This is a genomic window from Streptomyces sp. NPDC048171 (assembly GCF_043202655.1).
Classification (GTDB): domain Bacteria; phylum Actinomycetota; class Actinomycetes; order Streptomycetales; family Streptomycetaceae; genus Streptomyces.
The window spans coordinates 141125-165633 of the sequence record NZ_JBIDAU010000011.1 but is presented as its reverse complement, the minus strand read 5'-3'; the positions used below and the strand labels follow the sequence as shown (position 1 = coordinate 165633).

At 72.8% G+C, this 24509-nt stretch carries 21 protein-coding genes; 13 read left to right on the top strand and 8 right to left on the bottom strand.

Annotated elements, in window-relative coordinates:
* The first annotated feature begins 25 nt into the window (after positions 1-25).
* Complete coding sequence (locus ACGF3J_RS29710; RefSeq protein WP_161328350.1) at positions 26-511, top strand: macro domain-containing protein; 486 nt, start codon at positions 26-28, stop codon at positions 509-511.
* Positions 512-539: 28 nt separating this feature from the next.
* On the opposite strand, the gene ACGF3J_RS29705 is transcribed toward ACGF3J_RS29710, so the two are convergent.
* A complete protein-coding gene (locus tag ACGF3J_RS29705) occupies positions 540-2033 on the bottom strand; it encodes a M1 family metallopeptidase (RefSeq protein WP_393855146.1) in 1494 nt (497 codons plus the stop codon).
* A 163-nt stretch (positions 2034-2196) separates the two neighbouring features.
* On the opposite strand from ACGF3J_RS29705, the gene ACGF3J_RS29700 reads away from it, so the two are divergent.
* From ACGF3J_RS29700 to ACGF3J_RS29690, 3 genes are all read left to right on the top strand, one after another.
* Entirely contained in the window at positions 2197-4158 is a 1962-nt protein-coding gene (locus ACGF3J_RS29700) for a Xaa-Pro dipeptidyl-peptidase (RefSeq protein ID WP_393855145.1), read from the top strand.
* Positions 4155-5438, top strand: coding sequence for a M14 family metallocarboxypeptidase (locus ACGF3J_RS29695; RefSeq protein WP_161328347.1), 1284 nt, complete (start codon positions 4155-4157; stop codon positions 5436-5438). The genes ACGF3J_RS29700 and ACGF3J_RS29695 overlap by 4 nt, the downstream gene beginning before the upstream one ends.
* Positions 5439-5518: 80 nt before the next feature.
* Complete coding sequence (locus ACGF3J_RS29690) at positions 5519-7252, top strand: BCCT family transporter (RefSeq protein WP_393855144.1); 1734 nt, start codon at positions 5519-5521, stop codon at positions 7250-7252.
* A 52-nt stretch (positions 7253-7304) separates the two neighbouring features.
* Here the strand turns inward: ACGF3J_RS29690 and ACGF3J_RS29685 are convergent, their stop codons facing one another.
* Positions 7305-8258 (bottom strand): FAD-dependent oxidoreductase, encoded by a 954-nt coding sequence (locus tag ACGF3J_RS29685; RefSeq protein ID WP_393855143.1) that lies wholly within the window; start codon positions 8256-8258, stop codon positions 7305-7307.
* A gap of 66 nt (positions 8259-8324) precedes the next feature.
* Here ACGF3J_RS29685 and ACGF3J_RS29680 point away from each other — a divergent pair, with 66 nt between their 5' ends.
* Positions 8325-9356 carry an oxidoreductase gene (locus tag ACGF3J_RS29680; protein ID WP_393855142.1) on the top strand — a complete coding sequence of 344 codons (1032 nt, stop codon included), beginning with the start codon at positions 8325-8327 and terminating at the stop codon, positions 9354-9356.
* Positions 9357-9450: 94 nt separating this feature from the next.
* Positions 9451-11097: an ABC-F family ATP-binding cassette domain-containing protein gene (locus ACGF3J_RS29675; RefSeq protein WP_393855141.1), complete on the top strand. Its 1647-nt coding sequence runs from the start codon at positions 9451-9453 to the stop codon at positions 11095-11097.
* Between the two features lie 29 nt (positions 11098-11126).
* Here ACGF3J_RS29675 and ACGF3J_RS29670 read toward each other — a convergent pair whose 3' ends face one another.
* The 3 genes from ACGF3J_RS29670 to ACGF3J_RS29660 all read right to left on the bottom strand — a co-directional run bounded on the left by ACGF3J_RS29670 (position 11127) and on the right by ACGF3J_RS29660 (position 14702).
* On the bottom strand, positions 11127-13463 hold the full coding sequence (locus ACGF3J_RS29670) for a Tex family protein (RefSeq protein ID WP_393855140.1): 2337 nt from the start codon (positions 13461-13463) through the stop codon (positions 11127-11129).
* A gap of 143 nt (positions 13464-13606) precedes the next feature.
* Complete coding sequence (locus ACGF3J_RS29665) at positions 13607-13738, bottom strand: LPFR motif small protein (protein ID WP_346346251.1); 132 nt, start codon at positions 13736-13738, stop codon at positions 13607-13609.
* A 94-nt stretch (positions 13739-13832) separates the two neighbouring features.
* Positions 13833-14702 (bottom strand): hypothetical protein, encoded by an 870-nt coding sequence (locus ACGF3J_RS29660; protein WP_161331138.1) that lies wholly within the window; start codon positions 14700-14702, stop codon positions 13833-13835.
* Positions 14703-14813: 111 nt separating this feature from the next.
* On the opposite strand from ACGF3J_RS29660, the gene ACGF3J_RS29655 reads away from it, so the two are divergent.
* Both ACGF3J_RS29655 and ACGF3J_RS29650 read left to right on the top strand, forming a co-directional pair.
* Positions 14814-15773: a GlxA family transcriptional regulator gene (locus tag ACGF3J_RS29655; protein ID WP_393855139.1), complete on the top strand. Its 960-nt coding sequence runs from the start codon at positions 14814-14816 to the stop codon at positions 15771-15773.
* 46 nt (positions 15774-15819) lie between these two features.
* The gene (locus ACGF3J_RS29650; RefSeq protein WP_161331136.1) at positions 15820-16455 is read left to right on the top strand and encodes a DJ-1/PfpI family protein; all 636 of its coding nucleotides are present in this window, start codon (positions 15820-15822) and stop codon (positions 16453-16455) included.
* On the opposite strand, the gene ACGF3J_RS29645 is transcribed toward ACGF3J_RS29650, so the two are convergent.
* The gene (locus ACGF3J_RS29645; protein ID WP_393855138.1) at positions 16442-17197 is read right to left on the bottom strand and encodes an enoyl-CoA hydratase/isomerase family protein; all 756 of its coding nucleotides are present in this window, start codon (positions 17195-17197) and stop codon (positions 16442-16444) included. The two genes, ACGF3J_RS29650 and ACGF3J_RS29645, sit on opposite strands and share 14 nt — an antisense overlap.
* A 204-nt stretch (positions 17198-17401) precedes the next feature.
* Here ACGF3J_RS29645 and ACGF3J_RS29640 point away from each other — a divergent pair, with 204 nt between their 5' ends.
* Positions 17402-17854 (top strand): ATP-binding protein, encoded by a 453-nt coding sequence (locus ACGF3J_RS29640; RefSeq protein ID WP_161331141.1) that lies wholly within the window; start codon positions 17402-17404, stop codon positions 17852-17854.
* A gap of 3 nt (positions 17855-17857) precedes the next feature.
* Here ACGF3J_RS29640 and idi read toward each other — a convergent pair whose 3' ends face one another.
* The gene (gene idi, locus ACGF3J_RS29635; RefSeq protein ID WP_393855137.1) at positions 17858-18451 is read right to left on the bottom strand and encodes an isopentenyl-diphosphate Delta-isomerase; all 594 of its coding nucleotides are present in this window, start codon (positions 18449-18451) and stop codon (positions 17858-17860) included.
* Between the two features lie 263 nt (positions 18452-18714).
* The gene (locus tag ACGF3J_RS29630) at positions 18715-19653 is read right to left on the bottom strand and encodes a cation diffusion facilitator family transporter (RefSeq protein WP_161331133.1); all 939 of its coding nucleotides are present in this window, start codon (positions 19651-19653) and stop codon (positions 18715-18717) included.
* Positions 19654-20130: 477 nt separating this feature from the next.
* On the opposite strand from ACGF3J_RS29630, the gene ACGF3J_RS29625 reads away from it, so the two are divergent.
* Genes ACGF3J_RS29625 through ACGF3J_RS29610 form a run of 4 tightly spaced genes read left to right on the top strand, consistent with a single transcriptional unit; the run spans position 20131 to position 24503 of the window.
* Complete coding sequence (locus ACGF3J_RS29625; RefSeq protein WP_393855136.1) at positions 20131-21948, top strand: DUF5941 domain-containing protein; 1818 nt, start codon at positions 20131-20133, stop codon at positions 21946-21948.
* The gene (locus ACGF3J_RS29620) at positions 21945-22697 is read left to right on the top strand and encodes a sugar phosphate nucleotidyltransferase (RefSeq protein ID WP_122620666.1); all 753 of its coding nucleotides are present in this window, start codon (positions 21945-21947) and stop codon (positions 22695-22697) included. Before ACGF3J_RS29625 ends, ACGF3J_RS29620 begins: the two co-directional genes overlap by 4 nt.
* Positions 22685-23746: an iron-containing alcohol dehydrogenase family protein gene (locus ACGF3J_RS29615; RefSeq protein WP_161331131.1), complete on the top strand. Its 1062-nt coding sequence runs from the start codon at positions 22685-22687 to the stop codon at positions 23744-23746. The genes ACGF3J_RS29620 and ACGF3J_RS29615 overlap by 13 nt, the downstream gene beginning before the upstream one ends.
* Positions 23724-24503 carry a CDP-alcohol phosphatidyltransferase family protein gene (locus tag ACGF3J_RS29610; protein WP_161331130.1) on the top strand — a complete coding sequence of 260 codons (780 nt, stop codon included), beginning with the start codon at positions 23724-23726 and terminating at the stop codon, positions 24501-24503. The genes ACGF3J_RS29615 and ACGF3J_RS29610 overlap by 23 nt, the downstream gene beginning before the upstream one ends.
* Positions 24504-24509: the final 6 nt, after the last annotated feature.

Sequence of the window (24509 nt, the reverse complement as noted above, 5' to 3'; positions counted from 1 at the left end):
CGGTGGTGGCCCTTACGGTGGCGTCATGTCGGAGATCAGGTATGTCCGGGGTGACGCCACCGTTCCGTCGGTCAAGGGCGTCGTGGTGATCGCCCACGTCTGCAACGACCTCGGGGGCTGGGGCAAGGGGTTCGTCCTGGCCCTGTCCCGCCGCTGGCCGGAGCCGGAGGCGGCCTACCGCGCCTGGCACCGCGACCGCGCGTCCAACGACTTCGGGCTGGGTGCGGCCCAGTTCGTCCAGGTCGAGCGGTACGTCTGGGTGGCCAACCTGATCGGCCAGCGAGGCACGAGGACCGGCAGCAAGGGCGTCCCCGTGCGCTACGACGCGATCGACACGGCGCTCGGCCGCCTCGCCGACAAGGCGGCCGAGCTGGACGCGTCCGTGCACATGCCGCGCATCGGCTGCGGTCTGGCCGGCGGCAAGTGGTCCCGGGTCGAACCGCTCGTCACCGGCCGTCTGGCCCGGCGCGGCATACCCGTGACCGTCTACGACCACGGGGACGCCGCCTGAGGACCGTTCGCCGGCCCTGCTCGGGCCGTCAGTGGCCGTGCACGTCGTTCGTCGCGGCGATCCTGCGCCACGAACGGGGCTGCGCCGGCGTGGCCGGGGCCGGCGCGAGGGAAACCGCGCGTGCCGCCGGGGCGTCCGGCCTCGACGGCTGGAACAGCCACGTGTCGAACAGCGCGGCCAGCGGCTTGCCGGAGACCTCCTCGGCGTACCGCCGGAAGTCGGCGACCGACGCGTTGCCGTGCGCGTACCGCGCGGGCCACCCCTTCAGGACGGCGAAGAAGTCCTCGTCCCCGATCTCGTTGCGCAGCGCCTGGACGGCGAGCGCGCCCCGGTCGTAGACCGCGAGGCCGAACTGGTTCTCCGGTCCGGGGTCACCGGGCCGCACCGTCCAGAACGGGTCGTCGGCCGGGTGCGAGGCGTACGTGTAGTCGGCCAGTTCCTGCGCCGTGCCCTCGCCCTCGTGCTCGGACCACAGCCACTGGGCGTACCGCGCGAAGCCCTCGTTGATCCAGATGTCCTTCCAGCCGCGCACGGACACCAGGTCGCCGTACCACTGGTGGGCCAGCTCGTGCACGACCACGGACACGTTCGACCCGTTCGCGAACTGCCGCGGGCTGTAGAACGGCCGGGTCTGCGTCTCCAGCGCGTACCCGGTGTCCGTGTTCGGCACGTACCCGCCGAGCGCGTTGTAGGGGTAAGGCCCGAAGTAGCCGGTCAGCCAGTCCGCGATCTCCCCGGTCCGCTCCACACTGGCCCGCGCCGCGCCGTCGTCGGCGCCCAGGTCCTTGCTGTACGCGTTGACGACCGGGATCCCGCTCTCGGTGGTCCCGGTGGTGAGGTCGAATCTCCCGACCGCCAGCGTGGCGAGATACGTGGCCTGCGGCTTGTCGGAACGCCAGTTCCAGCGGGTCCAGCCGAGTCGTGAACTCGTCGACTGGAGGGTCCCGTTGGAGATCGCCTGGGTGCCGTCCGGCACCTGCACGGACACGTCGTAGGTGGCCTTGTCCCGCGGGTGGTCGTTGCTGGGGAACCACCAGGCCGCGGCCTCGGGCTCGTTCGCGGCGACGCCGCCGTCCGGGGTGCGGTGCCAGCTGGTGAAGCCGAAGGCCTTCTTCGAGGACGGCACGCCGCTGTAGCGGACGACCACGGTGAGGGCCGTCCCCTTGGCCGGCGGCTTCGCCGGGGTGATCTCCAGCTCCTGCTCGCCGGAGGTCCTGAACGACGCCTTCGCGCCGTTCACCCTTACCTCGCCGACGTCCAGCAGGAAGTCCAGGTTGAACCGCGACAGGTCCTCGGTGGTGCGGGCCAGGATCGTGGCCGTCCCCTCCAGGCGGTCCGTGGCCGGCTGGTACTTCAGGCGCAGGTCGTAGTGGGAGACGTCGTATCCGCCGTTGCCGTAGGCCGGGTAGTAGGGGTCGCCGATGCCCGGAGCGCCGGGGGAGGGGGCCGCCGCCGACGCCGGGATCGCCAGCATGAGGGAGGCGGCGCCCAGTGCGCCCGGCACGATGATTCTGCGGTGCACGAAGGCTCCAAGTCGTAGGGTCACGAAGTCCGTTCGCAGCCTATGCAGCCCCTGTGGACACCGTCATGTCCACGGCCACCCCTGTCACACGATCGCCATCCGGCCGACATGAGTCACCCGTTGCCCTCTTCTGCACGGGAGTTGACCGATGTACCGTCCGCGCATGCCGATACGCACGCGCTTCACGATCTGGAGAACGCTCGCGACGGCGGCCACGGCCGCACTCCTGGCAACCTTCCTCACGCCGGCCGCGACGGCGCACCCCGCACCGCGGCAGAGCGAACCCGTCTACTCCTACGCGAACGCCGTTCGCGAGGCCGTCTGGGTGGACACCGGGTACGACGGGGACGGCGACGGCGAGGACGACCGCGTCGCCGTCGACATCGTCCGCCCGCGCGAACCCGCCCAGCGGGGCCGGAAGATCCCCGTCATCATGGACGCCAGCCCGTACTACTCCTGCTGCGGACGCGGCAACGAGAGCCAGAAGAAGACGTACGACGCGGACGGCGACGTCGTCGGCATGCCGCTGTACTACGACAACTACTTCGTGCCCCGCGGCTACGCCTTCGTCGGCGTCGACCTGGCCGGCACCAACCGCTCGGACGGCTGCGTCGACGTCGGCGGACGTTCCGACGTCCGGTCCGCGAAGGCCGTCGTCGACTGGCTGAACGGCCGAGCGAAGGCGTACACCGGCCGCACCGGAGGCGAGCGCGCCGAGGCGACGTGGACCAACGGGAAGACCGGCATGATCGGCAAGAGCTGGGACGGCACCATCGCCAACGGCGTGGCCGCCACCGGCGTCGAGGGCCTGGAGACCATCGTCCCCATCGCCGCCATCTCCTCCTGGTACGACTACTACTTCAGCCAGGGCGCCCCGCTCTACGACTCCGGTCCCGACTGGCTCTCCGACTACGTCAACAGCCCCGACGCCCGCGCCCGCTGCGAGGCCGTCCAGCAGCGACTCGTCGCCGGCGCCCCGCGCAGCGGCGACCTGACCGGGCTGTGGACCGAGCGCGACTACGTGAAGGCCGCGAGCAAGGTGAAGGCCAGCGTGTTCCTCGTCCACGGCATGCAGGACCTCAACGTCCGCATGCAGCACGTCGGCCCGTGGTGGGACGCCCTCGCGAAGCACGGCGTCGACCGCAAGATCTGGCTCTCCCAGACCGGTCACGTCGACCCCTTCGACTTCCGCCGCGCCGACTGGGTCGACACCCTGCACCGCTGGTTCGACCACGAACTCCTCGGCCACGACAACGGCATCGACCGCGAGCCCATGGCCGACATCGAACGCGGGCCCGACCGGTGGGAGACGTCGCGGACCTGGCCGCCGCGCACCACGGCCACCACGACCCTGCGCCCGGCCGACGGCGCGCGCCCGGGTGTCGGCACCCTCGGCCTGGACCGCGACCGCGGCACCGAGACCTTCACCGACGACCCGGCGCTGAGCGAGACCGACTGGGCCGCGCACATCGACGCGTCCACACCGGCCAAGGCCGGCTTCGTCACCGGACCGCTCACCCGCGACCTGCGCCTGTCCGGCGCCTCCGAGGTCACCGTCACCGCACGGTCCAGCACCCCGACCGCCCACCTGTCCGCCGTACTCGTCGACCTCGGTCCCGACACCATCCGCGACTACGCGGCCGAGGGCGAGGGCATCACCACCCTCACCGACCGCACCTGCTGGGGGCCGCGGACCACGGGCGACAGCTCCTGCTACCTGGAGACGGCCGCGAGGACCACCGATGTGGACCACACCGTCGTCAGCCGCGGCTGGGCCGACCTCGGCAACCACGCCTCCGCGTGGCACGGCCGCCCGCTCACCCCGGGCAAGGCGTACACCATGACGCTCGACCTGGCGGCCACCGACCACGTCGTCCCGGCCGGTCACCGTCTCGCCCTGATCGTCGCGGGCACCGACAAGGGCCTCATCGACCCGCCCGCCGACACGCCGACCCTCACCCTCGACCTCTCCCGGACATCGGCCCGCGTACCGTTCGTCGGCGGCCCCGACGCCTTCGCCCGGGCGACCTCCGGCACGGCCGCCGCCACCGCGGCACCGGCTCCTCTCGACGGCGTGAACCCGCCGCCGCACACGACCCACCGCGTCCCGAAGGGAGCCCGATGAACCGGCTGCGCACCCTCACCGTGACCACCGCGGCCCTCGCCGCGTCCCTCCTCACCGCACCCGCCCACGCCACCGAGGCCGCGCACCACCCGCCCCGCACCGGCTTCGAGCGGAGCAACGGCGCCCGCTGGACCACCCAGGCGGAGGAGCAGGAACTGCTGGCCGCCGCCGACCGCGCGAGCGGCCGGGTCGACGTCGACCGCATCGGCACCACGAAGCAGGACCGGCCGCTGCGCCTCGTCACCATCGGCAGGCCCGCCGCGCCGAACACGGTGCTCCTCGTGTGCAGCCAGCACGGCGACGAGCCCTCCGGCCGCGAGGCGTGCCTGTCCACGGTCCGCGACCTCGCGTATGCCACCGACCGCCGGACCCGGCACTTCCTGGACCGCACCACCGTGCTCGTCGTGCCCACCGCCAACCCCGACGGCCGGGCCGCCGACACCCGCGGCAACAGCGACGGCGTCGACATCAACCGCGACCACCTCGCCCTGCAGACCGCCGAGGCCCGCGCCCTGGCCGCCGTCGTCCGCGACCGGCGCCCCGACGTCCTCTACGACCTGCACGAGTACGGCGCCACACCCCCGTACTACGACAAAGACCTCTTCGACCTCTGGCCCCGCAACCTCAACACCCACCCACGGGTCCACGACGAGGCCCGCACGCTGTCCGGGGCGTACGTCCGTCCCGCCGCCGGGGAAGCCGGATACTCGACCGGCACCTACGGCATCTGGACCGACCCGGTCACCGGCGACCCGGTCAAGCAGACCGCCGGCGACGGCCAGGAACGCATCCTGCGCAACATGTCCGGCGTGAAGCACTCGGCCGGCCTGCTCATCGAGAGCCGCGTGGACGCGCTCACCGACGCCGAACAGGCGGACCCCGCACTGAACAACCGGCGCCGGGTGCACTCCCAGCTCGCGGCGCTCGACGGCATGTTCCGCTTCGCGGACCGGCGGCGCGGACAGGTGGAGGCGGCCACCGACGCCGCCCGCCGGGCCGGTCTCACCGACACCGGGCCCGTGTACGTCGGCGGCGCCGACAACGACCCGGCCGAACCCGCCGAGGTGATCCAGGACCCGCCCTGCGGCTACCGGCTGACACCTGCCCAGTACAAGGACATTCGGGACGAGCTGGCCCTGCACGGTGTACAAGTGCGTTCGGCAGGGGAGAAGGGCGCCTACGTACCGCTGCGCCAGCCGCTGCGCGCCCTGGTGCCGCTGCTCCTCGACGAGCGGGCGGCGTACCGCCTGACGGTGGGTGAACCCGACGCCCACTGCTGAGGAGGTGACGTCCGCGTCGCACGTGGTAAGGGCGTGGCGGAGGACTATTCTCGGCCTCACCGACTTGAAAGGTGCCGTCTGTGACGCAGGACCCAAGTGACAAGGAACAGCACGAAAGAGGGACACTACCGGGGTCCGAGGCGGGCCTGCCGGGGCACGAGCGCAAGCCGCGGACCGACCGCGTCGTCTTCGGCGTCACCGCGGCGCTGACCCTGGCCTTCGTCGTCTGGGGCGCCGCCGGCACCGATTCGCTGGAGGACGCCTCCGGCACCATGCTCAGCGGTCTGATCCACAACGGCGGCTGGGCGTTCGTGCTGGCCGCCTCCGGATTCGTCGTCTTCGCCCTCTGGCTCGCGGCCAGCCGGTACGGCCGCATCCACCTCGGAGCCGAGGGCGAGGAACCCGAGTTCCGGACCGTGTCGTGGATCGCCATGATGTTCAGCGCGGGCATGGGCATCGGCCTGATGTTCTGGGGCGTGAGCGAGCCGCTGGCGCACTTCGACACGGCCCCGCCCGGCACCGACCCCGCCGACACCGGCGACCGCATGACGACGGCCATGGCCACCACCCTGTTCCACTGGACGCTCCATCCGTGGGCGATCTACGCGGTGGTCGGTCTCGGCATCGCCTACAGCACGTTCCGCAGGCGTCGCCGGCAGACCATAAGCGCCGTCTTCACGCCGCTCATCGGGGAGAAGCACGCCAACGGCGCGGGCGGCCGGGTCATCGACATCCTCGCCATCATCGCGACGATCTTCGGCTCCGCGGCCTCGCTCGGCCTCGGCGCGCTCCAGATCGGCTCGGGCGTGGAGCAGCTCGACTGGATGGACAAGGTCAGCACCGGACTGCTCGTCGGCATCATCGCGGTGCTGACGGTGGCGTTCGTGGCCTCCGCCATCTCCGGCGTCGAGAAGGGCATCCAGTGGCTGTCCAACATCAACATGGTGCTGGCACTGCTCCTGGCCGTGTTCGTGTTCGTGGCGGGTCCGACCATCCTCATCCTCGACCTGCTGCCGACCTCGGTCTTCGGCTACCTCGGCGACCTGCCCGCGATGGCGGGCCGCACCGAGATCAGCGGTGGCGAGGGCGTCGCGGACTGGCTGGGCAGCTGGACGGTCTTCTACTGGGCGTGGTGGATCTCCTGGACGCCCTTCGTCGGCATGTTCATCGCCCGCATCAGCCGGGGCCGGACCATCCGCCAGTTCATCGGCGGTGTCATCCTCGTCCCCAGCACGGTCAGCCTGATCTGGTTCGCGATCTTCGGCGGCTCGGCGATGCGGCTCCAGGAGCAGAACCGGCTCGGCGACGAGACGACCCCGGAGGGCAGGCTCTTCGCCGTGCTCCAGGAGTACCCCATCGCCACGGCCACCAGCCTGCTGGTGATGATCCTGGTCGCCATCTTCTTCGTCTCGGGCGCCGACGCGGCCTCCATCGTGATGGGCACCCTCTCGCAGAAGGGCGCACTCGAACCCAGCCGCTGGACGGTCGTGTTCTGGGGTGTCGTGACCGGTGCGGTCGCCGCCATCATGCTCCTGGTCGGCAGCGGCGAGGGAGACGCGCTCACAGGTCTCCAGAACCTCACGATCCTCGCGGCGGCGCCCTTCGTCATCGTGATGATCTTCATGTGCGTCGCCCTCATGCGCGACCTGCGCCGCGACCCCCTCATCGTGCGCGGTGAAATGGCCGCCGAGGCCGTCGAACTGGCCGTCATCGAGGGCCACAAGCGGTACGAGGGCGAGTACGAGATCCGCATCGGACCCGGCGCCGGTACGGACGTGGAGGGAGACCCGATCGGCGAGCACCACCACAAGTGACGGAAGGCGAGACCGAGGGCGGGCCCCGCGAAGGGGCCCGCCCCCGCCCGTGTCAGGGGGTGGCCAGCCCGGCCGCCTCCTGCGCGCAGCCCCAGGCCACGGTCACCCCGGCGCCGCCGTGACCGTAGTTGTGCACCAGCAGCCGCCCGTCCGGCAGCGTCTCGCGCTCCAGCCGTACCGCGTCCCGGGCCGGTCGCAGCCCCACCAGGTGCCCGAGCACCCGCGCCGCGGCGATCTCGGGCCGCAGCGCAGCGCACCGCCGCACGATCGCCTCCGCGATCCGCGGATCGGGATCGGTGGACCACGCGTCCTCCTCGGCCGTCCCGCCCAGCAGGAGCCGACCGGGCTGCGGCATGAAGTACGTCGTCTCCCCGGAGTCCGCGTCGGCCGAGACCAGCCAGGTGTGGATGCCGGGATTCTCCACGACGACCAGTTGCCCGCGCACCGGACGCACGGCCGGGTCCGGCACCAGCTCCCGGGCGCCGAGGCCCGTGCAGTTCACCACGACCGGGGCGTCGGCCTCGGCCAGTGAGGCCACCGGGCGCCGCTCCACCACACCGCCCGCCGCCACCAGCCGCTCCCGCAGCCACGGCAGATGAGTCGACATGTCGATGAGCGGCAGCCGCGCCCACAGCCCGGGCCCCGCGTACTCCTCGGCCCGCGCCGCGCGCAGCCCCGGCAGCCGGGCCGCCGCCCACGCGCCCACCGCCTCGGGCCGGGTCTCGCCGAGCACCCCTTCGACCATGCGTACGCCGGTCTCCGCGGGCCGCGCCGCCAGCTCCTCGTACACGTCCAGGGAGCTCAGCGCCCACGCCCGCGCCAGCGCGACCGGTTCGATCCGGTACGGCCACCACAGCCCGCCCGCGACCACCGAGGTGGTCCGCTCGACGGGGTCCCGCGTCCACAGCCGCACCCGCCTGCCGCGCTCGGCGAGTACGACGGCCGTCGTCAGCCCGGTCACCCCGCCGCCGACCACGACGACTTCGTCATCCAGTTCGGTCTCCACACGGGGACGGTAGCGGAATGCCCGATGCCGGGCTCGGAACGGTCCAGGCCCGGGAATACTCACCGCATGGCTGCCGAGTACACGCCCTTCGGTCTGGCCCCGGCGACGCGCGCCGGTGCCGTCCGCGCCGACGGCGACGTCCAGGTCCACCGCGACTTCGTGGACTTCGTCGTCGACGGACGGCCCCTGCTGTTCCGGCTCTCCGACCTGGACGCCGTCTCCCCGCTCGCCTCCGACGTGCCGCCCGCGATCTTCGCCGCACAGGTGCGCGGCCTGCTCCTGGAGACCGAGGCGCCGCTGCCCGGCGGCCGCTACGTGATCTACGGCTGCCCCGAGTGCGAGGACCTGGGCTGCGGCGCGGTGACCGCCGTCATCCTGCGGGACGGCGACGACTTCGTCTGGCGGGACTTCGCCTGGCAGACCGGCGACCACGCCGACCTGGAACGCAACTCCTACCGGGGCATCGGCCCCTACCGCTTCGCGGGCGCCGAGTACCGCGCCGCCCTCGCCGCCCTGCTCGACGGCCCCGCGCGGTCCCGCCGCCGGGTCCTGCTGATCGACGCCCGCACCGCCCTCATGGCCAGGCCCGCCGCCGCGCTGCGCGCCATCGGCATCGGCGCCGACATCGCCCAGGACGCCGGCGCCGTCCCGGCCGACGAACTGCGCACCTACGGCGCCGTCGCCTTCGGACGCGCGGTCACCGAGGAGGCGCGGGCCGCCGTGCGCCGGGCCTTCGCGGACGCCGGCGCGGACGTGGCCGAGGTCGCCGGGCTCGCCCCGATCGTCCCGCTGCTCGTCGCGCAGGTCGAACACGCCCTGGACCGCGGGCCGGCCGAGCGGCGCCGGCTGACCCGCCTGACCGCCACCCGCACCGCCGCGGACGTCGAGGTCACCTCGGCCTGCCGGGTCCGGCTCACCGCGTACCGCCTCGACCGGCTCCACCGCACCCACGTCCACGAGGTCTTCGACGGCGTCCTCGAACCGGGCGGCCACCGGCTGGCGCTGGACGCGAAGGCGGTGAAGGGCGAGGCCTTCGTGGTGGCGCGGGCCTCGGGAAACGTGCTGGTGACGGCGGTGGCGCAGCCAGAACCGGGCTGATCCGCTACCGCGCCGCCGTCAGGGCCTGTCCGGCGTTGACCGCCTGCCCCGCGACGACGGGAAACTCCGGACAGGCCCTAGGATCGTGGGCCTGATGACTGCCACCCTCGTCGCCAAGAACCTCGCCGCCGGCCACGGCGACCGCTCCCTGTTCACCGGGCTCGACCTCGTCGTCGCACCCGGCGACGTGATCGGCCTCGTCGGGGCCAACGGCGCGGGCAAGTCCACCCTCCTGCGGCTGCTCGCCGGGCTGACCGCGCCGGAACAGGGCGAACTGCGCCTGTCCCCGCCGGCCGCCACCGTCGGTCACCTCCCGCAGGAGCCGGAGCGCCGCCCCGGCGAGACGGTCCGGGGCTTCCTCTCCCGCCGCACCGGCGTCACCGAGGCCCAGCGCGCCATGGACGAGGCCACCCAGGCCCTGGTCGACGGAGCCCCCGGCGCGGACGACGCCTACGCGACCAGCCTGGAGCGCTGGCTGTCCCTCGGCGGCGCCGACCTCGACGAGCGCGCCGAGGAAACCGCCGACGCACTGGGCCTCACGGTCGGCCTCGACCAGCCGATGACCTCGCTCTCCGGCGGCCAGGCGGCCCGGGCCGGCCTCGCCTCCCTCCTCCTGTCCCGCTACGACGTCTTCCTGCTCGACGAGCCGACCAACGACCTCGACCTGGACGGCCTGGAGCGCCTCGAACGCTTCGTCACCGGCCTGCGCGCGGGCACCGTCGTCGTCAGCCACGACCGCGAGTTCCTCACCCGCACCGTCACCAAGGTCCTCGAACTCGACCTGGCCCAGCGGCAGATCAATCTCTACGGCGGCGGCTACGAGGCCTACCTGGAGGAGCGGGACGTGGCCCGGCGGCACGCCCGTGACGAGTACGAGGAGTACGCCGACAAGCGGGCCGCCCTCCAGGACCGGGCCCAGACGCAGCGCTCCTGGATGGACAAGGGCGTCAAGAACGCCCGGCGCAAGGCGGGCAGCGACAACGACAAGATCGGCCGCAAGTTCCGCAGCGAGGCCAGTGAGAAGCAGGCCGCCAAGGCCCGCCAGACCCAGCGCATGATCGAACGCCTGGAGGTGGTGGAGGAGCCGCGCAAGGAGTGGGACCTGCGCATGGAGATCGCCTCGGCGCCCCGCTCCGGCGCGGTCGTGGCCACCCTGCGCGACGCCGAGGTACGGCGCGGCGCGTTCGTCCTCGGCCCGGTCTCCCTCCAGGTCGACTGGGCCGACCGGGTGGCGGTGACCGGGGCGAACGGCGCGGGCAAGTCCACGCTGCTCGGCGCCCTCCTGGGCCGGGTCCCGCTCGACGCCGGACACGCGGCGCTCGGCTCCGGCGTCCTGCTGGGCGAGGTCGACCAGGCCCGCGAGCTGTTCCACGGGCCCGAGACCCTGCTGGACGCCTTCCGCACCGGCGTTCCCGGGACCGAGCCGGCGGACATCCGCACCCTCCTGGCCAAGTTCGGCCTCAAGGCGGACCACGTCATGCGCGCCGCGTCGACGCTCTCACCCGGCGAGCGCACCCGGGCGGCCCTCGCCCTGCTCCAGGGCCGGGGCGTCAACCTCCTGGTCCTGGACGAGCCGACCAACCACCTCGACCTGCCGGCCATCGAACAGCTGGAGTCGGCCCTCGACGCCTACGAGGGCACGCTCCTGCTGATCACCCACGATCGTCGCATGCTGGACGCGGTACGGGTGACGCGCCGCCTGGAGGTGGCGGACGGCAAGGTGACGGAGACGTCGGCCTGAGCGGCCCGCCCCCGCCACCGCGCCGGGGGCTACGCCAGCCCGGCCCGCCGCAGCGCGTCGGCCATCGCCCCGTTGGACGGAGCGGGCGCGGCCGAGGACCGGCCCTTTCCGCCGCCGCCGGAGCCCTGCCGCTGCTGCCGCTGCCTGGGCGGCCTGCCGCCCCCGCGCTCCTTCTTCTGCTCGCCCTGCGGGGCGGCCTCGTCGTCGAGCCGCATCGTCAACGAGATCCGCTTGCGCGGAATGTCGACGTCCAGCACCTTGACCTTGACGATGTCGCCGGGCTTGGCCACGTCCCGCGGGTCCTTCACGAACGTCTTCGACATCGCGGACACGTGGACCAGGCCGTCCTGGTGCACACCGACGTCCACGAACGCCCCGAACGCGGCGACGTTGGTGACGACGCCCTCCAGCACCATCCCGGACGACAGGTCGGACAGCTTCTCCACGCCCTCCTTGAAGGTGGCTGTCTTGAAGGCGGGCCGCGGGTCGCGCCCCGGCTTCTCCAGCTCCCGCAGGATGTCGGTCACCGTCGGCAGACCGAACGTCTCGTCCACGAAGTCCGCCGGCCTCAGCGACCGCAGCACCGACGTGTTGCCGACCAGGCCGGCCACCTCCTGTCCGGCGGTCTTCACCATCCGGCGCACCACCGGGTACGCCTCGGGGTGCACGCTGGACGCGTCGAGCGGGTCGCTGCCGCCGCGGATCCGCAGGAAGCCCGCGCACTGCTCGTACGCCTTGGGCCCGAGCCGCGAGACCTTCTTCAGCTCGGTCCGGGACGTGAACGGACCGTTCGCGTCGCGGTGCGAGACGATGTTCTCGGCGAGGCCGGAGGTGATGCCGGAGACGCGGGAGAGCAGCGGGGCGGACGCCGTGTTCACGTCCACGCCCACGCCGTTCACACAGTCCTCGACCACCGCGTCCAGGGAGCGTGAGAGCTTCACCTCGGACAGGTCGTGCTGGTACTGGCCGACGCCGATGGACTTCGGGTCGATCTTCACCAGCTCGGCCAGCGGGTCCTGGAGGCGGCGGGCGATCGACACGGCGCCGCGCAGTGAGACGTCCATGTCCGGCAGCTCCTGCGAGGCGAAGGCGGAGGCCGAGTACACGGAGGCGCCGGCCTCGGACACCATCACCTTGGTGAGCTTCAGCTCGGGGTGCTTGGTGATCAGCTCCCCGGCGAGCTTGTCGGTCTCGCGGGACGCCGTGCCGTTGCCGATGGCGACCAGGTCGACGGAGTGCTCCTCGGCGAGCCGGGCCAGCTTGGCGATCGCCTCGTCCCACCGGTTGGCGGGAACGTGCGGGTGGATCACGTCGGTGGCGACGACCTTGCCGGTGGCGTCGACGACGGCGACCTTCACCCCCGTACGGAAGCCGGGGTCCAGGCCCAGCGTCGCGCGGGTGCCCGCCGGGGCGGCCAGCAGCAGGTCGCGCAGGTTGGCCGCGAAGACGTTCACCGCCTCGTCCTCGGCGGCCGTGCGCAGCCGCAGTCTGAGGTCGATGCCGAGGTGCACCAGGATGCGGGTGCGCCAGGCCCAGCGGACGGTGTCGGAGAGCCACTTGTCGGCGGGCCGGCCGCGGTCGGCGATCCCGAACCGGCTCGCGACGATGCCCTCGTACGAGGACGGGCCGTCGGAGGCCTCCTCGGGTTCCAGGACGAGGTCGAGCACGTCCTCCTTCTCGCCGCGCAGCATGGCGAGGACGCGGTGCGAGGGCAGCGCGGTGAACGGTTCGGCGAAGTCGAAGTAGTCGGCGAACTTGGCGCCGGCCTCCTCCTTGCCGTCCTTGACCTTGGCGGCGAGCCGTCCGCGCCCCCACATCCGCTCACGCAGCTCACCGATCAGGTCGGCGTCCTCCGAGAACTTCTCGGTGAGGATCGACCGGGCGCCGTCGAGGGCGGCCTGGGTGTCCGCCACGCCCTTGCCGGCGTCGACGAACGCGGCGGCCGCGGCGTGCGGGTCGACGGACGGGTCACCCAGCAGGCCCTCGGCCAGCGGCTCCAGACCCGCCTCCCGCGCGATCTGCGCCTTGGTGCGCCGCTTCGGCTTGAACGGCAGGTAGACGTCCTCCAGGCGGGCCTTGGTCTCCGCCGTGCGGATGCGCGCCTCCAGCTCCTCGGTGAGCTTGCCCTGCTCGCGCACCGAGTCGAGGATCGCGGTCCGCCGCTCCTCCAGCTCCCGCAGATAGCGCAGCCGCTCCTCGAGCGTGCGCAACTGCGCGTCGTCGAGCATCTCGGTCGCTTCCTTGCGGTAGCGGGCGATGAAGGGCACCGTCGAGCCGCCGTCGAGCAGCTCCACCGCGGCCTTCACCTGCCGCTCCCGTACGCCGAGCTCCTCGGCGATCCTGCTCTCGATGGACCCTACTGCCATGGACCCGCTGGACCCGGGTGTCGTCACGATCCCGTACCGCCTTCTCACTGAGGTTGCGCGGCAATTGTGGCAGGTGGCGCCGACAATCGGGGATCAGGGCGCCGTCCCGGCCGGTCGGAACCGCCCGCCACCGGGGGCGCGGCTCAGGCCTTCCGGCCGCGGGCGGTGGACGACGCCCCGCCGAAGAGCCGGGCCAGGGCCCGGAAGGGAAGCGTCACCACGGTGGCGACTGCGCCACCGATCTGGCGCAGCACGTCTGCGATGGCACGGAACACGAGAAGCCCCTTTCGTCTCCCGGCCCCTGCGGCCGGGAGGTACGGGTACCTCCGGACCGGCCCGCCATGCCTGTGCGCGCGCCCGGGCGTGTCCTCAGCCCTTGCCGAAGAGATCCGCGGGGTAGGCACCCGCGCCGAGTGCCGCGCGCGCGAAGGGCGTTGCGAGTTCCGTCAGACGCGCCACGCCCTCCTCGCCGAGGTGCGCGTAGGGCGCGGTGTCGAGCCGGTCCGTCTCCCGCTCGATCTCGTCGCGCAGCTCCGCTCCCCGCCCGGTCAGCTCGCCGGCGTCGTCGATCAGCCCACGCCCGCGCAGCCGCTCCCGCGCCGCGTCCCACTCCTCCTGGGTCCAGCCGCGGGTGGACAGGACCCACTTCGGGGCCATGCCGCGACCGGTCGCGGTGTGCGTGACCAGCGCCTCCAGACCGTCCAGGTCCGCGGCCATCAGCGCGGCCAGGTGGCCGTCGCCCCGGTACTCGCGCAGCAGGGTCGCCGCGTGCCAGAACGCCAGGTGCGGCGCGTCGGGCACCGGCAGGTCCGCGTGCGCCGAGTAGAGCGGACGGCCGCCGCGCGAGCAGCCCTCGGCGGCACGCAGGGCCAGTTCGGCCGCCTCCGCCATCTCCGCCGAGGCCAGGACCGCCTCGCCCAGCAGGCGGCGCAGCGTCGCGTCGACGGCACGCGAGCGCGCCGCCAGGGCCTGCTCCGGCGTGACCGTCGCCCAGACGGCGGGCACGTGCCGGGCGACCAGCTCGTACTTGTAGTTGTAGAAGGCGGCCGTCACCGCGCCGGCCCCGGCCGCGCCCAGCGCGGCGGCGCGCACCGCGAAGTTGACGGCCCGGGGGTCGGTGACCCCGAGGGCCGCCAGTTCCCGGCCGGTGTCGGGCGAGAAGTAGTGCGTCGAGTGCAGCGAGTTGAGCGTGTTGTGGCAGCGGCGTGCGGCACGGGTGTCGATGGCGGCAGTTGTCATGCCACGCACGTTACCAACCGCTCAGTACGGTCTCCACGGGTGAGCGTGGATGGCAGGAAAGGTGGGATCCTCGTCATTGCGGCCATCGCGAGGTGGGCGAAGAATCGGGGCATGGCGCAGCGAACCGTCCTCGTCGTCCTCTTCGACCAGGTACAGAGCCTCGATGTCACCGGCCCCGTGGAGGTCTTCGCGGGCGCCGAGCGGCACACCCCGGGGACGTACCGCATCAGCACCGCCTCGCTGGACGGCGCTCCCGTGCGCACGTCCAGCGGTCTCACCGTCGTACCGGACCGCTCGCTCGCCGACGTGCCGGACCCGGACACCCTGGTCGTGCCGGGCGGACAGGGCACCCGGAGTCCCGACCCCCGGCTGACCGACTGGCTGCGCGCACACGGACCGCACGTCCGGCGCCTGGTCTCCGTCTGCACCGGGGCGGCCCTGCTCGCCGGGGCGGGCCTCCTGGACGGCCGCCGCGCCACCACCCACTGGGCCTACTGCGACCGGCTCGCCCGCGAGCACCCGGCGGTGGACGTCGACCCCGACCCGATCTACGTCCGCGACGGCCACGTCGCTACGTCCGCCGGCGTCACCTCCGGCATCGACCTCGCCCTCGCCCTGGTGGAGGAGGACCTGGGCCGGGACACCGCCCTGACCATCGCCCGCCATCTGGTGGTGTTCCTGCGCCGCCCGGGCAACCAGGCCCAGTTCAGCGCCCAGCTCGCCGCCCAGACCGCGTGCCGGGAACCGCTGCGGGAACTCCAGCGGTGGATCACCGAACACCCCGGCGCCGATCTGGGCGTGGAGACCCTCGCCGCCCGGGCCGGCCTCTCGCCGCGCCACTTCGCCCGCGCCTTCCGGGCGGAGACCGGCACGACGCCCGGCCGCTACGTCGACCGCGTCCGGCTGGAACACGCCCGCAGGCTCCTCGAGGACACCGGCGACGGAGTCGAGCAGGTCTCCCGGGCCAGCGGCTACGGCACCCCGGAGGCCATGCGCCGTGCCTTCGTCAAAAGCCTCGGCACCTCACCGGCGGAGTACCGCCGCCGCTTCCGTCCCGCGCCGGCCCACTGAGGCCCCAGCGCCCCGGCACCCGCCGACCGACCGCGAAAGGAACCCCGTGCAGATCGCCATCGTCCTCTTCGACCGCTTCACCGCCCTGGACGCCGTGGGCCCGTACGAGACCCTGGGCCGCCTCCCCGACGCGGAGACCGTCTTCGTCGCCGAACGGACCGGCCCCGTGCGCAACGAGAGCGGCAACCTCGCGCTCACCGCCGACCGCGCCCTCGCCGACGTACCGAGCCCCGACATCGTCGTCGTCCCCGGCGGCCCCGGACAGACCCCGCAGATGGAGAACGAGACCCTCCTGGCCTGGCTGCGCACCGCCGACGCCACCAGCACCTGGACCACCTCCGTGTGCACGGGCTCCCTGCTGCTGGCCGCCGCCGGGCTGCTGCGCGGGCGCCGCGCCACCTCGCACTGGCTGGCCCTGGACCACCTCACGCGCTTCGGCGCCGAGCCGACCGGGGAGCGGGTGGTCACCGACGGCAAGTACGTCACCGCGGCCGGTGTGTCCTCCGGCATCGACATGGGTCTGACACTGCTCGGCCGGATCGCCGGCGACGACCACGCGCGCGCGGTCCAGCTGCTGACCGAGTACGACCCCCAGCCGCCCTACGACGCCGGGTCGCCGGAGAAGGCGCCCGCGCATCTCGTCGAGGAGTTCCGCGGCCGGAGCCGGTTCATCCTGACGTAGGCCCGTTCCAGCCGAACCGCGGCGGCCGGCGCTCCAGGAAGGCGGCGACCCCCTCGGCGGTGTCGCCGCTGCCGCGTGCCTGCTCGGCCCAGTGGGCGTCCCGGTCCGTGCGGCCGTTCGCGAACTCCTTCGCCGCGGCCTGCGTCAGCAGCGAGCGGGACGCCAGCACCCGGGTGAACTCCGCGACCCGCTTGTCCAGCTCGCCCTCCGGCAGCACCTCGTCGACCAGGCCGCTGCGCAGGGCCCGCGCCGCGTCGATCAACTCCCCGCTGAACAGCAGGTACTTCGCGGCCGCCGGACCCGTCAGCGCGACGAGCCGCCGGGTCGCGGACGCCGGATACACCACGCCGAGCTTGGCCGGGGTCACACCGAACAGCGCCGACTCCTCGGCGAAGCGCAGGTCGCAGGCGGCCGCCAACTGGGCCCCGCCGCCCACGCAGTGACCGCGGACCGCCGCGAGCGTCGGCTTGGGGAACGCGGCGAGCGCCTCCTCGGCGAGCACCGCCAGCCGCTGCGCCCGCTCCGGCGACTCCCGCAGCGTCGAGATGTCGGCGCCCGCGCAGAACGTCCCGCCCTCACCGGTGAGCACCAGCACCCGTACCGCAGGATCCGCGGCCAGGTCGTCCAGCAGCGGCGGCAGCGCGCGCCACATCGCGGCCGTCATGGCGTTGCGCTTGGCCGGGTGGTGGACGACGACGGTGGCGACCGAGTCGGCGACCCCGTGCAGCAACTGCGGCTCCATGGGCCGGATGCTATCCGGCGACTCTCCCGGTCCGAGCAGGCGGGCAAGCGGGGACAGGAACGGTCCCAGGAGCGACCGTGTCTTCCGCAGGCGGTCAGAACCGCTCGATACCTGCTGACTTGTGTTCAGTTCTCCGGTGCGGAGCGACGCGTTGCCAACACTCGGGGTGTGGTGACTATCGAGCCCAAGGGTGGCGACCGGACGATGGACGAGACCGGGCCCGCCGGGCCGCTGCCGTACGAAGGGGTCTGGCGGTTCACCGCCCCCGCGGTGGACGCCTCCGTGCCGCAGGCCCGGCACGCCGTGCGGGACCTTCTCGTGCGCCAGGGCGTGCCGGTCTCCGAAGACGTGGCCCAGGCGCTGCTGCTGATCGTCTCGGAGCTGGTCACGAACGCCGTCCGGCACGCGGCGGTGCTGTCCCCGGTGCTCGCCGTCGAGGTCGCCGTCGGGCCCGAATGGGTGCGGGTGGCCGTGGAGGACGACCACCCCTACCGCCCGACCGCCCTGGAGACCGACCACGCGCGGACGGGCGGGCGCGGACTGCTGCTGGTCCGCGAGCTGACCCGGGAGTCGGGCGGAGCCTGCGACGTGGTCCACACGACGACCGGCGGCAAGGTGATCTGGGCCGCGCTGCCGCTCAAGCACGCCCTGCCGTAGGGCTCACCAGCCGGCCGACGGGCCCGTCAGCTCGCGGACGGCCGGACGGGCGGCGTCCAGCACGGTCATGAACCACGCCGAATAGGTGTCCCGCCCGTGCCGCTCGGACAGCTCGGCGGGCGAGACGAAGGCCGTCCCGGCGACCTCCTCGGGGTCGGGCCGCAGCTCCGCCTGGACCAGGCCGACGAAGAGGTGGTTGTACTCCTGCTCGACCAGCCCGGAGGCGGGGTCGGGGTGGTTGTAGCGCACCGTGCCGGCCTCCGCGAGCAGGGACGGCGAGACGCCCAGCTCCTCGTACGTCCGCCGGGCCGCCGCCGCGAACGGCGCCTCTCCGGGGTAGGGGTGGCCGCAGCACGTGTTGGACCACACACCGGGGGAGTGGTACTTGCCGAGCGCTCGCTGCTGGATCAGCAGCCGGCCCCGCTCGTCGAAGAGGAACACGGAGAAGGCGCGGTGCAGCTGCCCAGGTGGCTGGTGCGCGGAGAGCTTCTCCGCGGTGCCGATCGTCACGCCGTTCTCGTCGACCAGTTCCAGCAAAATCGCGTCTGCGGTGCCGCTCGACGAACTGTGCGTCGCGGTGGCAGGAGTGATCGGCATACCCATCCTTCACATCGGTCCTCGCGCCCCAAGTGTGCCGTACGAATACGGCGCTCCCGGGACTTACCGGCGTACCCGCATGTCCCACGCGCCGCCGTGGGAGGGGCCCGATGGGTGATCGTGCCCGGCAGCGCCGTCCGGGAACCTCCGCGGCGGGGCCACGAGGGGTGGCACGGGGGTACCGGGAGCGACCGCACGGCGGATCGGGGCCCTCGACGGCGCGCTTCCGCCCGCACGCGCCCCCCCGGATCCTCAGCGTGCCCTCAGTGGCACAGGCGCGCCTCGTGCTCGGCGTGCCCGCCGGGTTCCAGCTGGAAGGTGCAGTGCTCCACGTCGAAGTGGTCGCCGAGGCAGCCCTGCAACTCGTGCAGCATCTTCTCGTGGCCGATCGCGCTCAGCGTCTCGCCGCTCACCACCACGTGCGCCGACAGCACCGGCAGACCCGAGGTGATCGTCCAGGCGTGCAGGTCGTGCACGTCCTCGACGCCGTCCAGCGCCAGTATGTGGGCGCGCACCTCGGCGATGTCCACGCCCTTGGGGGCCGCCTCCAGGAGCACGTCCAGGGTCTCGCGCAACAGCCGCAGCGTGCGCGGCACGATCATCAGACCGATGACCAGCGACGCGATCGGGTCGGCCGGCTGCCAGCCCGTGGCCAGGATCACCAGCGCCGAGACGATCACCGCGAGGGACCCCAGCGCGTCGGCCGCCACCTCCAGGAAGGCGCCGCGCACGTTGAGGCTGTCCTTCTGGCCGCGCATCAGCAGCGACAGCGACACCATGTTCGCCACCAGGCCGATCGCGCCGAAGACGACGGTCAGTCCGCCCTGGGTGCCGGCGGGTGTGACGAACCGCTCGATCGCCTCGTACAGCACGTACCCGCCCACGCCGAGCAGCAGCAGACAGTTGGCCAGGGCGGCGAGGATCTCGGCGCGGGCGTAGCCGAAGGTGCGCCGGTCGCTGGCCGGGCGGCTCGCGAAGTGCACGGCGAGCAGCGCCATGCCCAGGCCCAGGGCGTCCGTCGCCATGTGCGCCGCGTCGGCGATCAGGGCCAGCGAGTCGGCCAGCACCCCGCCGACGATCTCGACGACCATGACGGTCAGGGTGATCCCCAGCGCCACCCGCAGCCTGCCGCGGTATGCGGCCGTCGCCGTCCCGCCGGCCGGCGCCCCGTGCGCGTGCCCGTGATCGTGCCCAGCCCCCATGAGAAAGCCGCCTCCCTGTCTCTCCGTCGTCCGGCGCCCGGCGTCCGAACCACAGTCAACTACGGGTAGGGGGTATCCGGCAACGCGGCACTGAACACCGTTGTCATGTGCCCTGACCTGCGGAAACGTTGTGCAGGTCAGAGGGCGGGCGAGGCCCGGGAGCCCCGTCTGCGCCAGTTGGCCGAACAGTGACCGGGCGGGCCGGTCTGACCCTCCGCGAACACCCGCGGACGCTGAGCGATGTCCGTGATGCCCGGTCTGGGTGCGCGGTTTGTGAGCGGGCCCCCGGATCCACGATGATGATCGCGGCAAAGGCGGGTGCAAGCGGCGCCGACCGACTGTGAAACGGGCGGTGAACACGGCGTTCCCGGCATCCGATAGCCTCTGCCGACACGCCGCCCGGGTGCCACCGGCACGGGCGTCCCACCATGCACAGGCCCGGCGTTCCAGGCACCGGGCACCAGGGAGTGAGTTCGGTTGCCGACCGCCATCCTCACCGGTCAGCCGGTCCCCGGTTCGTCGATCGAGAGCGAACTGCGGTCCCTGGGCTTCGACGTGCAGCACGCCTCCGGCGCCGCCGACACCGAGACGCTGCTGGCCCGCGTCCCGGCCGCGGAACGGGTCGCCGTCGTCGACGCCCGCTTCGTGGGCCACCCGCACGCCCTGCGCCTCGGCCTCACCGACCCGCGCTTCCCGCTGGCCGCCGTCCCGGGTGCGGTGACCGCCCGCCCCGACGGACGCCAGGCGCTGACCCGGGCCATGGCCCGCGAGAATTCCGCGGGCGGCGGAACGGCCCTCGCCGTCGACAGCCTCGCCGACCGGATCACCGCCGCCCTCGACGCCGACGGCGCCGCCGTGCACCGCCCCGAACTGGGCAGCCTCGTCGCCGCCGTCCCCGCCGACCCGCAGGCCCGCAACGAGGCCCGGCAGGCGGTCGCCGCCGTCGACGACGAGGCCGTGCGCCTGAAGTCGGCGGTCAAGGCCCGTGACGGCTTCGTCACCACCTTCGCCATCAGCCCCTACTCCCGCTACATCGCCCGCTGGTGCGCCCGGCGCGGACTGACCCCCAACCAGGTCACCACCGCCTCACTGCTCACCGCGCTGATAGCGGCCGGCTGCGCGGCCACCGGCACCCGCGGCGGCTTCGTCGCCGCCGGCGTCCTGCTGATCGCGTCCTTCGTCCTCGACTGCACCGACGGGCAGCTCGCCCGCTACTCCCTGCAGTACTCCACGCTCGGCGCCTGGCTCGACGCCACCTTCGACCGCGCCAAGGAGTACGCCTACTACGCGGGCCTGGCCCTCGGAGCCGCCCGCGGCGGCGACGACGTGTGGGCCCTCGCGCTCGGCGCGATGGTCCTCCAGACCTGCCGGCACGTCGTGGACTTCTCCTTCAACGAGGCCAATCACGACGCCGCCGCCAACACCAGTCCCACCGCGGCCCTCTCCGACCGGCTCGACAGCGTCGGCTGGACGGTCTGGCTCCGCCGCATGATCGTCCTGCCCATCGGCGAACGCTGGGCCATGATCGCCGTCCTGACCGCGGTCGCCACCCCCCGCATCACCTTCTACGTGCTGCTGATCGGCTGCGCCTTCGCCGCGACGTACACCACGGCGGGCCGTGTCCTGCGCTCGCTGACCAGGAAGGCGACGCGGACCGACCGGGCCGCGAAGGCACTGGCCGACCTCGCCGACTCCGGCCCGCTCGCTGAGGCCGGCGCCAGGAGCCTCGCCGGGACCGCGCGACGCCTGCCCGGCTTCGCCGCCCCCGCCGTGGCCCTGCTCGGCGGCGCCGCCGTCGTCGCTACGGCCGCGCTCACCGACTTCGGCGGCCCGTGGCCGCTCGTCGCCGCGGCCGTCTACGTCCTGACCTCCGCCCTCGCCGTCGCCCGCCCCCTCAAGGGCGCCCTCGACTGGCTCGTCCCGCCGTTCTTCCGGGCCGCCGAGTACCTCACGGTCCTGGCACTGGCGGCGAAAGCCGACGTGAACGGGGCCCTTCCGGCGGCTTTCGGGCTGGTGGCCGCGGTCGCCTACCATCACTACGACACGGTCTACCGCATCCGCGGCGACGCGGGCGCGCCGCCGCAGTGGCTGGTGCGGACGGCCGGGGGGCACGAGGGCCGCACGCTGGTGATCACCGCGCTGGCCGTGCTGCTCACCGCCACACAGTTCAAGGTCGCGCTCACGGTACTCGCCGTGGCCGTGGCACTCGTGGTGCTCGTGGAGAGCATCCGCTTCTGGGTCGCCGCCCACAAGGTCGGCGCACCCGCCGTACACGACGAAGGAGAACCCGCATGATCGGCCTCGTGCTGGCGGCCGGCGCCGGACGCCGTCTGCGCCCCTACACCGACACCCTGCCCAAGGCACTGGTCCCGGTCGGCCCCGAGGGTGCGGAGGACAGCATCACGGTGCTGGACCTGACGCTGGCGAACTTCGCCGAGGTCGGCCTGACCGAGGTCGGGATCATCGTCGGCTACCGCAAGGAAGCCGTGTACGACCGCAAGGAGGCGCTGGAGCAGAAGTACGGCGTCAAGCTCACCCTCATCGACAACGACAAGGCCGAGGAGTGGAACAACGCCTACTCCCTGTGGTGCGGCCGTGACGCCCTCAAGGACGGCGTGATCCTCGCCAACGGCGACACCGTGCACCCGGTCTCCGTCGAGAAGACCCTGCTCGCCGCCCGCGGCGACGGCAAGAAGATCATCCTCGCCCTCGACACGGTGAAGAACCTCGCCGAGGAGGAGATGAAGGTCGTCGTCGACCCCGACAAGGGCGTCCAGCGCATCACCAAGCTCATGGACCCGGCCGAGGCGACCGGCGAGTACATCGGCGTCACCCTCATCGAGGGCGATGCCGCCGCCGACCTGGCCGACGCGCTGAAGGCCACCTTCGAGCGCGACCCGCAGCTGTACTACGAGGACGGCTACCAGGAGCTGGTCAACCGCGGCTTCAAGATCGACGTGGCGCCGATCGGCGACCTCAAGTGGGTCGAGATCGACAACCACGACGACCTCGCCAAGGGTCGGGAGATCGCGTGCCAGTACTGACGAGGCTCATCCCGTCGCCGGTCGTCGTGGACATCCGCGCGGGTGCCCTCGACGACCTGGGAGCCGTGCTCGCCGACGAGCGCATCTCCCACTCGGGCAAGCTCGCCGTCGCCGTCAGCGGCGGTTCCGGCGCCCGGCTGCGTGAGCGCGTCACTCCCTCCCTGCCCGGCGCCGACTGGTTCGAGGTCGGCGGCGGCACCCTGGACGACGCGATCAACCTGGCCGGCTCCATGAAGGGCGGCCACTACGACGCGGTCGTGGGCCTCGGCGGCGGCAAGATCATCGACTGTGCCAAGTTCGCCGCGGCGCGCATCGGCCTCCCGCTGGTGGCCGTGCCCACGAACCTCGCGCACGACGGTCTGTGCTCGCCGGTCGCCACCCTGGACAACGACGCCGGCCGCGGTTCCTACGGCGTGCCGAACCCGATCGCGGTCGTCATCGACCTGGACGTCATCCGCGCGGCCCCGGCCCGCTTCGTGCGCGCCGGCATCGGCGACGCCGTCTCCAACGTCTCCGCGATCGCGGACTGGGAGCTGGCGAACCGGGTCAAGGGCGAGCGGATCGACGGCCTGGCCGCCGCCATGGCCCGCCAGGCGGGCGAGGCCGTGCTCCGGCACCCGGGCGGCATCGGGGACAACGAGTTCCTCCAGGTGCTGGCCGAGGCGCTGGTGCTCAGCGGCATCGCCATGTCGGTGTCGGGCGACTCCCGGCCGTCCTCGGGCGCCTGCCACGAGATCAACCACGCCCTCGACCTGCTCTTCCCCACCCGCGCGGCCGCCCACGGCGAGCAGTGCGGACTGGGCGCGGCCTTCGCGATGTACCTGCGCGGGGCCCACGAGGAGTCCGCCCACATGGCCGAGGTGCTGCGCCGGCACGGGCTGCCGGTGCTGCCGGAGGAGATCGGCTTCACACCCCAGGAGTTCTTCCGGGCCGTGGAGTACGCCCCCCAGACCCGGCCCGGCCGCTACACGATCCTCGAGCACCTCGACCTGAAAACCGACCAGATCAAGGACCTGTACGCCGACTATGTCAAGGCCATCGGTAGCTGAACTACGTCCGGTCGTCCATCCCGCGGGGGTCAAGGACCGGCGCAGCGGTGAGCACTGGGCGGGACGCCTCTACATGCGCGAGGTCTCGCTGCGGATCGACCGCTACCTGGTGAACACCAGGATCACGCCCAACCAGCTCACGTACCTGATGACCGTCTGCGGCGTGCTCGCGGCCCCGGCCCTGCTGGTGCCGGGGATCACTGGCGCCGTGCTCGGCGTCGTCGCGGTCCAGCTCTACCTGCTGCTGGACTGCGTCGACGGCGAGATCGCCCGCTGGCGCAAGCAGTACTCGCTGGCCGGCGTCTACCTGGACCGGGTCGGTGCCTACCTGACCGACGCCGCGGTCCTGGTCGGCCTCGGCCTGCGCGCCGCCGACGTGTTCGGCACCGGGCGGATCGACTGGCTGTGGGCCTTCCTCGGCACCCTGGCCGCTCTCGGCGCCATCCTGATCAAGGCCGAGACCGACCTCGTCGGGGTCGCCCGGCACCAGACGGGCAAGGAGCCGGTCCAGGAGTCCGCCTCCGAGCCCCGCTCCTCCGGCATGGCGCTGGCCCGCCGGGCCGCCGGGGCGCTCAAGTTCCACCGGCTGATCCTCGGCATCGAGGCGTCCCTGCTGATCCTCGTCCTCGCGATCGTCGACGAGAGCCGCGGCGACCTCTTCTTCACCCGCCTCGGCACCGCCGTACTCGCCGGCATCGCGCTGCTGCAGACCCTGCTGCACCTGGTGTCCATCCTCGCCTCCAGCAGGCTGAAGTGAGCGCGC

What these genes read in the sequence shown, in the direction of transcription:
- ACGF3J_RS29710 (WP_161328350.1), top strand. Translation starts at nt 26, where the DNA reads ATGTCGGAGATCAGGTATGTCCGGGGTGACGCCACCGTTCCGTCGGTC.
- ACGF3J_RS29700 (WP_393855145.1), top strand. Translation starts at nt 2,197, where the DNA reads ATGCCGATACGCACGCGCTTCACGATCTGGAGAACGCTCGCGACGGCG.
- ACGF3J_RS29695 (WP_161328347.1), top strand. Translation starts at nt 4,155, where the DNA reads ATGAACCGGCTGCGCACCCTCACCGTGACCACCGCGGCCCTCGCCGCG.
- ACGF3J_RS29680 (WP_393855142.1), top strand. Translation starts at nt 8,325, where the DNA reads ATGGCTGCCGAGTACACGCCCTTCGGTCTGGCCCCGGCGACGCGCGCC.
- ACGF3J_RS29675 (WP_393855141.1), top strand. Translation starts at nt 9,451, where the DNA reads ATGACTGCCACCCTCGTCGCCAAGAACCTCGCCGCCGGCCACGGCGAC.
- ACGF3J_RS29670 (WP_393855140.1), bottom strand. Translation starts at nt 13,463, where the DNA reads ATGGCAGTAGGGTCCATCGAGAGCAGGATCGCCGAGGAGCTCGGCGTA.
- ACGF3J_RS29660 (WP_161331138.1), bottom strand. Translation starts at nt 14,702, where the DNA reads ATGACAACTGCCGCCATCGACACCCGTGCCGCACGCCGCTGCCACAAC.
- ACGF3J_RS29655 (WP_393855139.1), top strand. Translation starts at nt 14,814, where the DNA reads ATGGCGCAGCGAACCGTCCTCGTCGTCCTCTTCGACCAGGTACAGAGC.
- ACGF3J_RS29645 (WP_393855138.1), bottom strand. Translation starts at nt 17,197, where the DNA reads ATGGAGCCGCAGTTGCTGCACGGGGTCGCCGACTCGGTCGCCACCGTC.
- ACGF3J_RS29640 (WP_161331141.1), top strand. Translation starts at nt 17,402, where the DNA reads ATGGACGAGACCGGGCCCGCCGGGCCGCTGCCGTACGAAGGGGTCTGG.
- idi (WP_393855137.1), bottom strand. Translation starts at nt 18,451, where the DNA reads ATGCCGATCACTCCTGCCACCGCGACGCACAGTTCGTCGAGCGGCACC.
- ACGF3J_RS29630 (WP_161331133.1), bottom strand. Translation starts at nt 19,653, where the DNA reads ATGGGGGCTGGGCACGATCACGGGCACGCGCACGGGGCGCCGGCCGGC.
- ACGF3J_RS29620 (WP_122620666.1), top strand. Translation starts at nt 21,945, where the DNA reads ATGATCGGCCTCGTGCTGGCGGCCGGCGCCGGACGCCGTCTGCGCCCC.
- ACGF3J_RS29610 (WP_161331130.1), top strand. Translation starts at nt 23,724, where the DNA reads ATGTCAAGGCCATCGGTAGCTGAACTACGTCCGGTCGTCCATCCCGCG.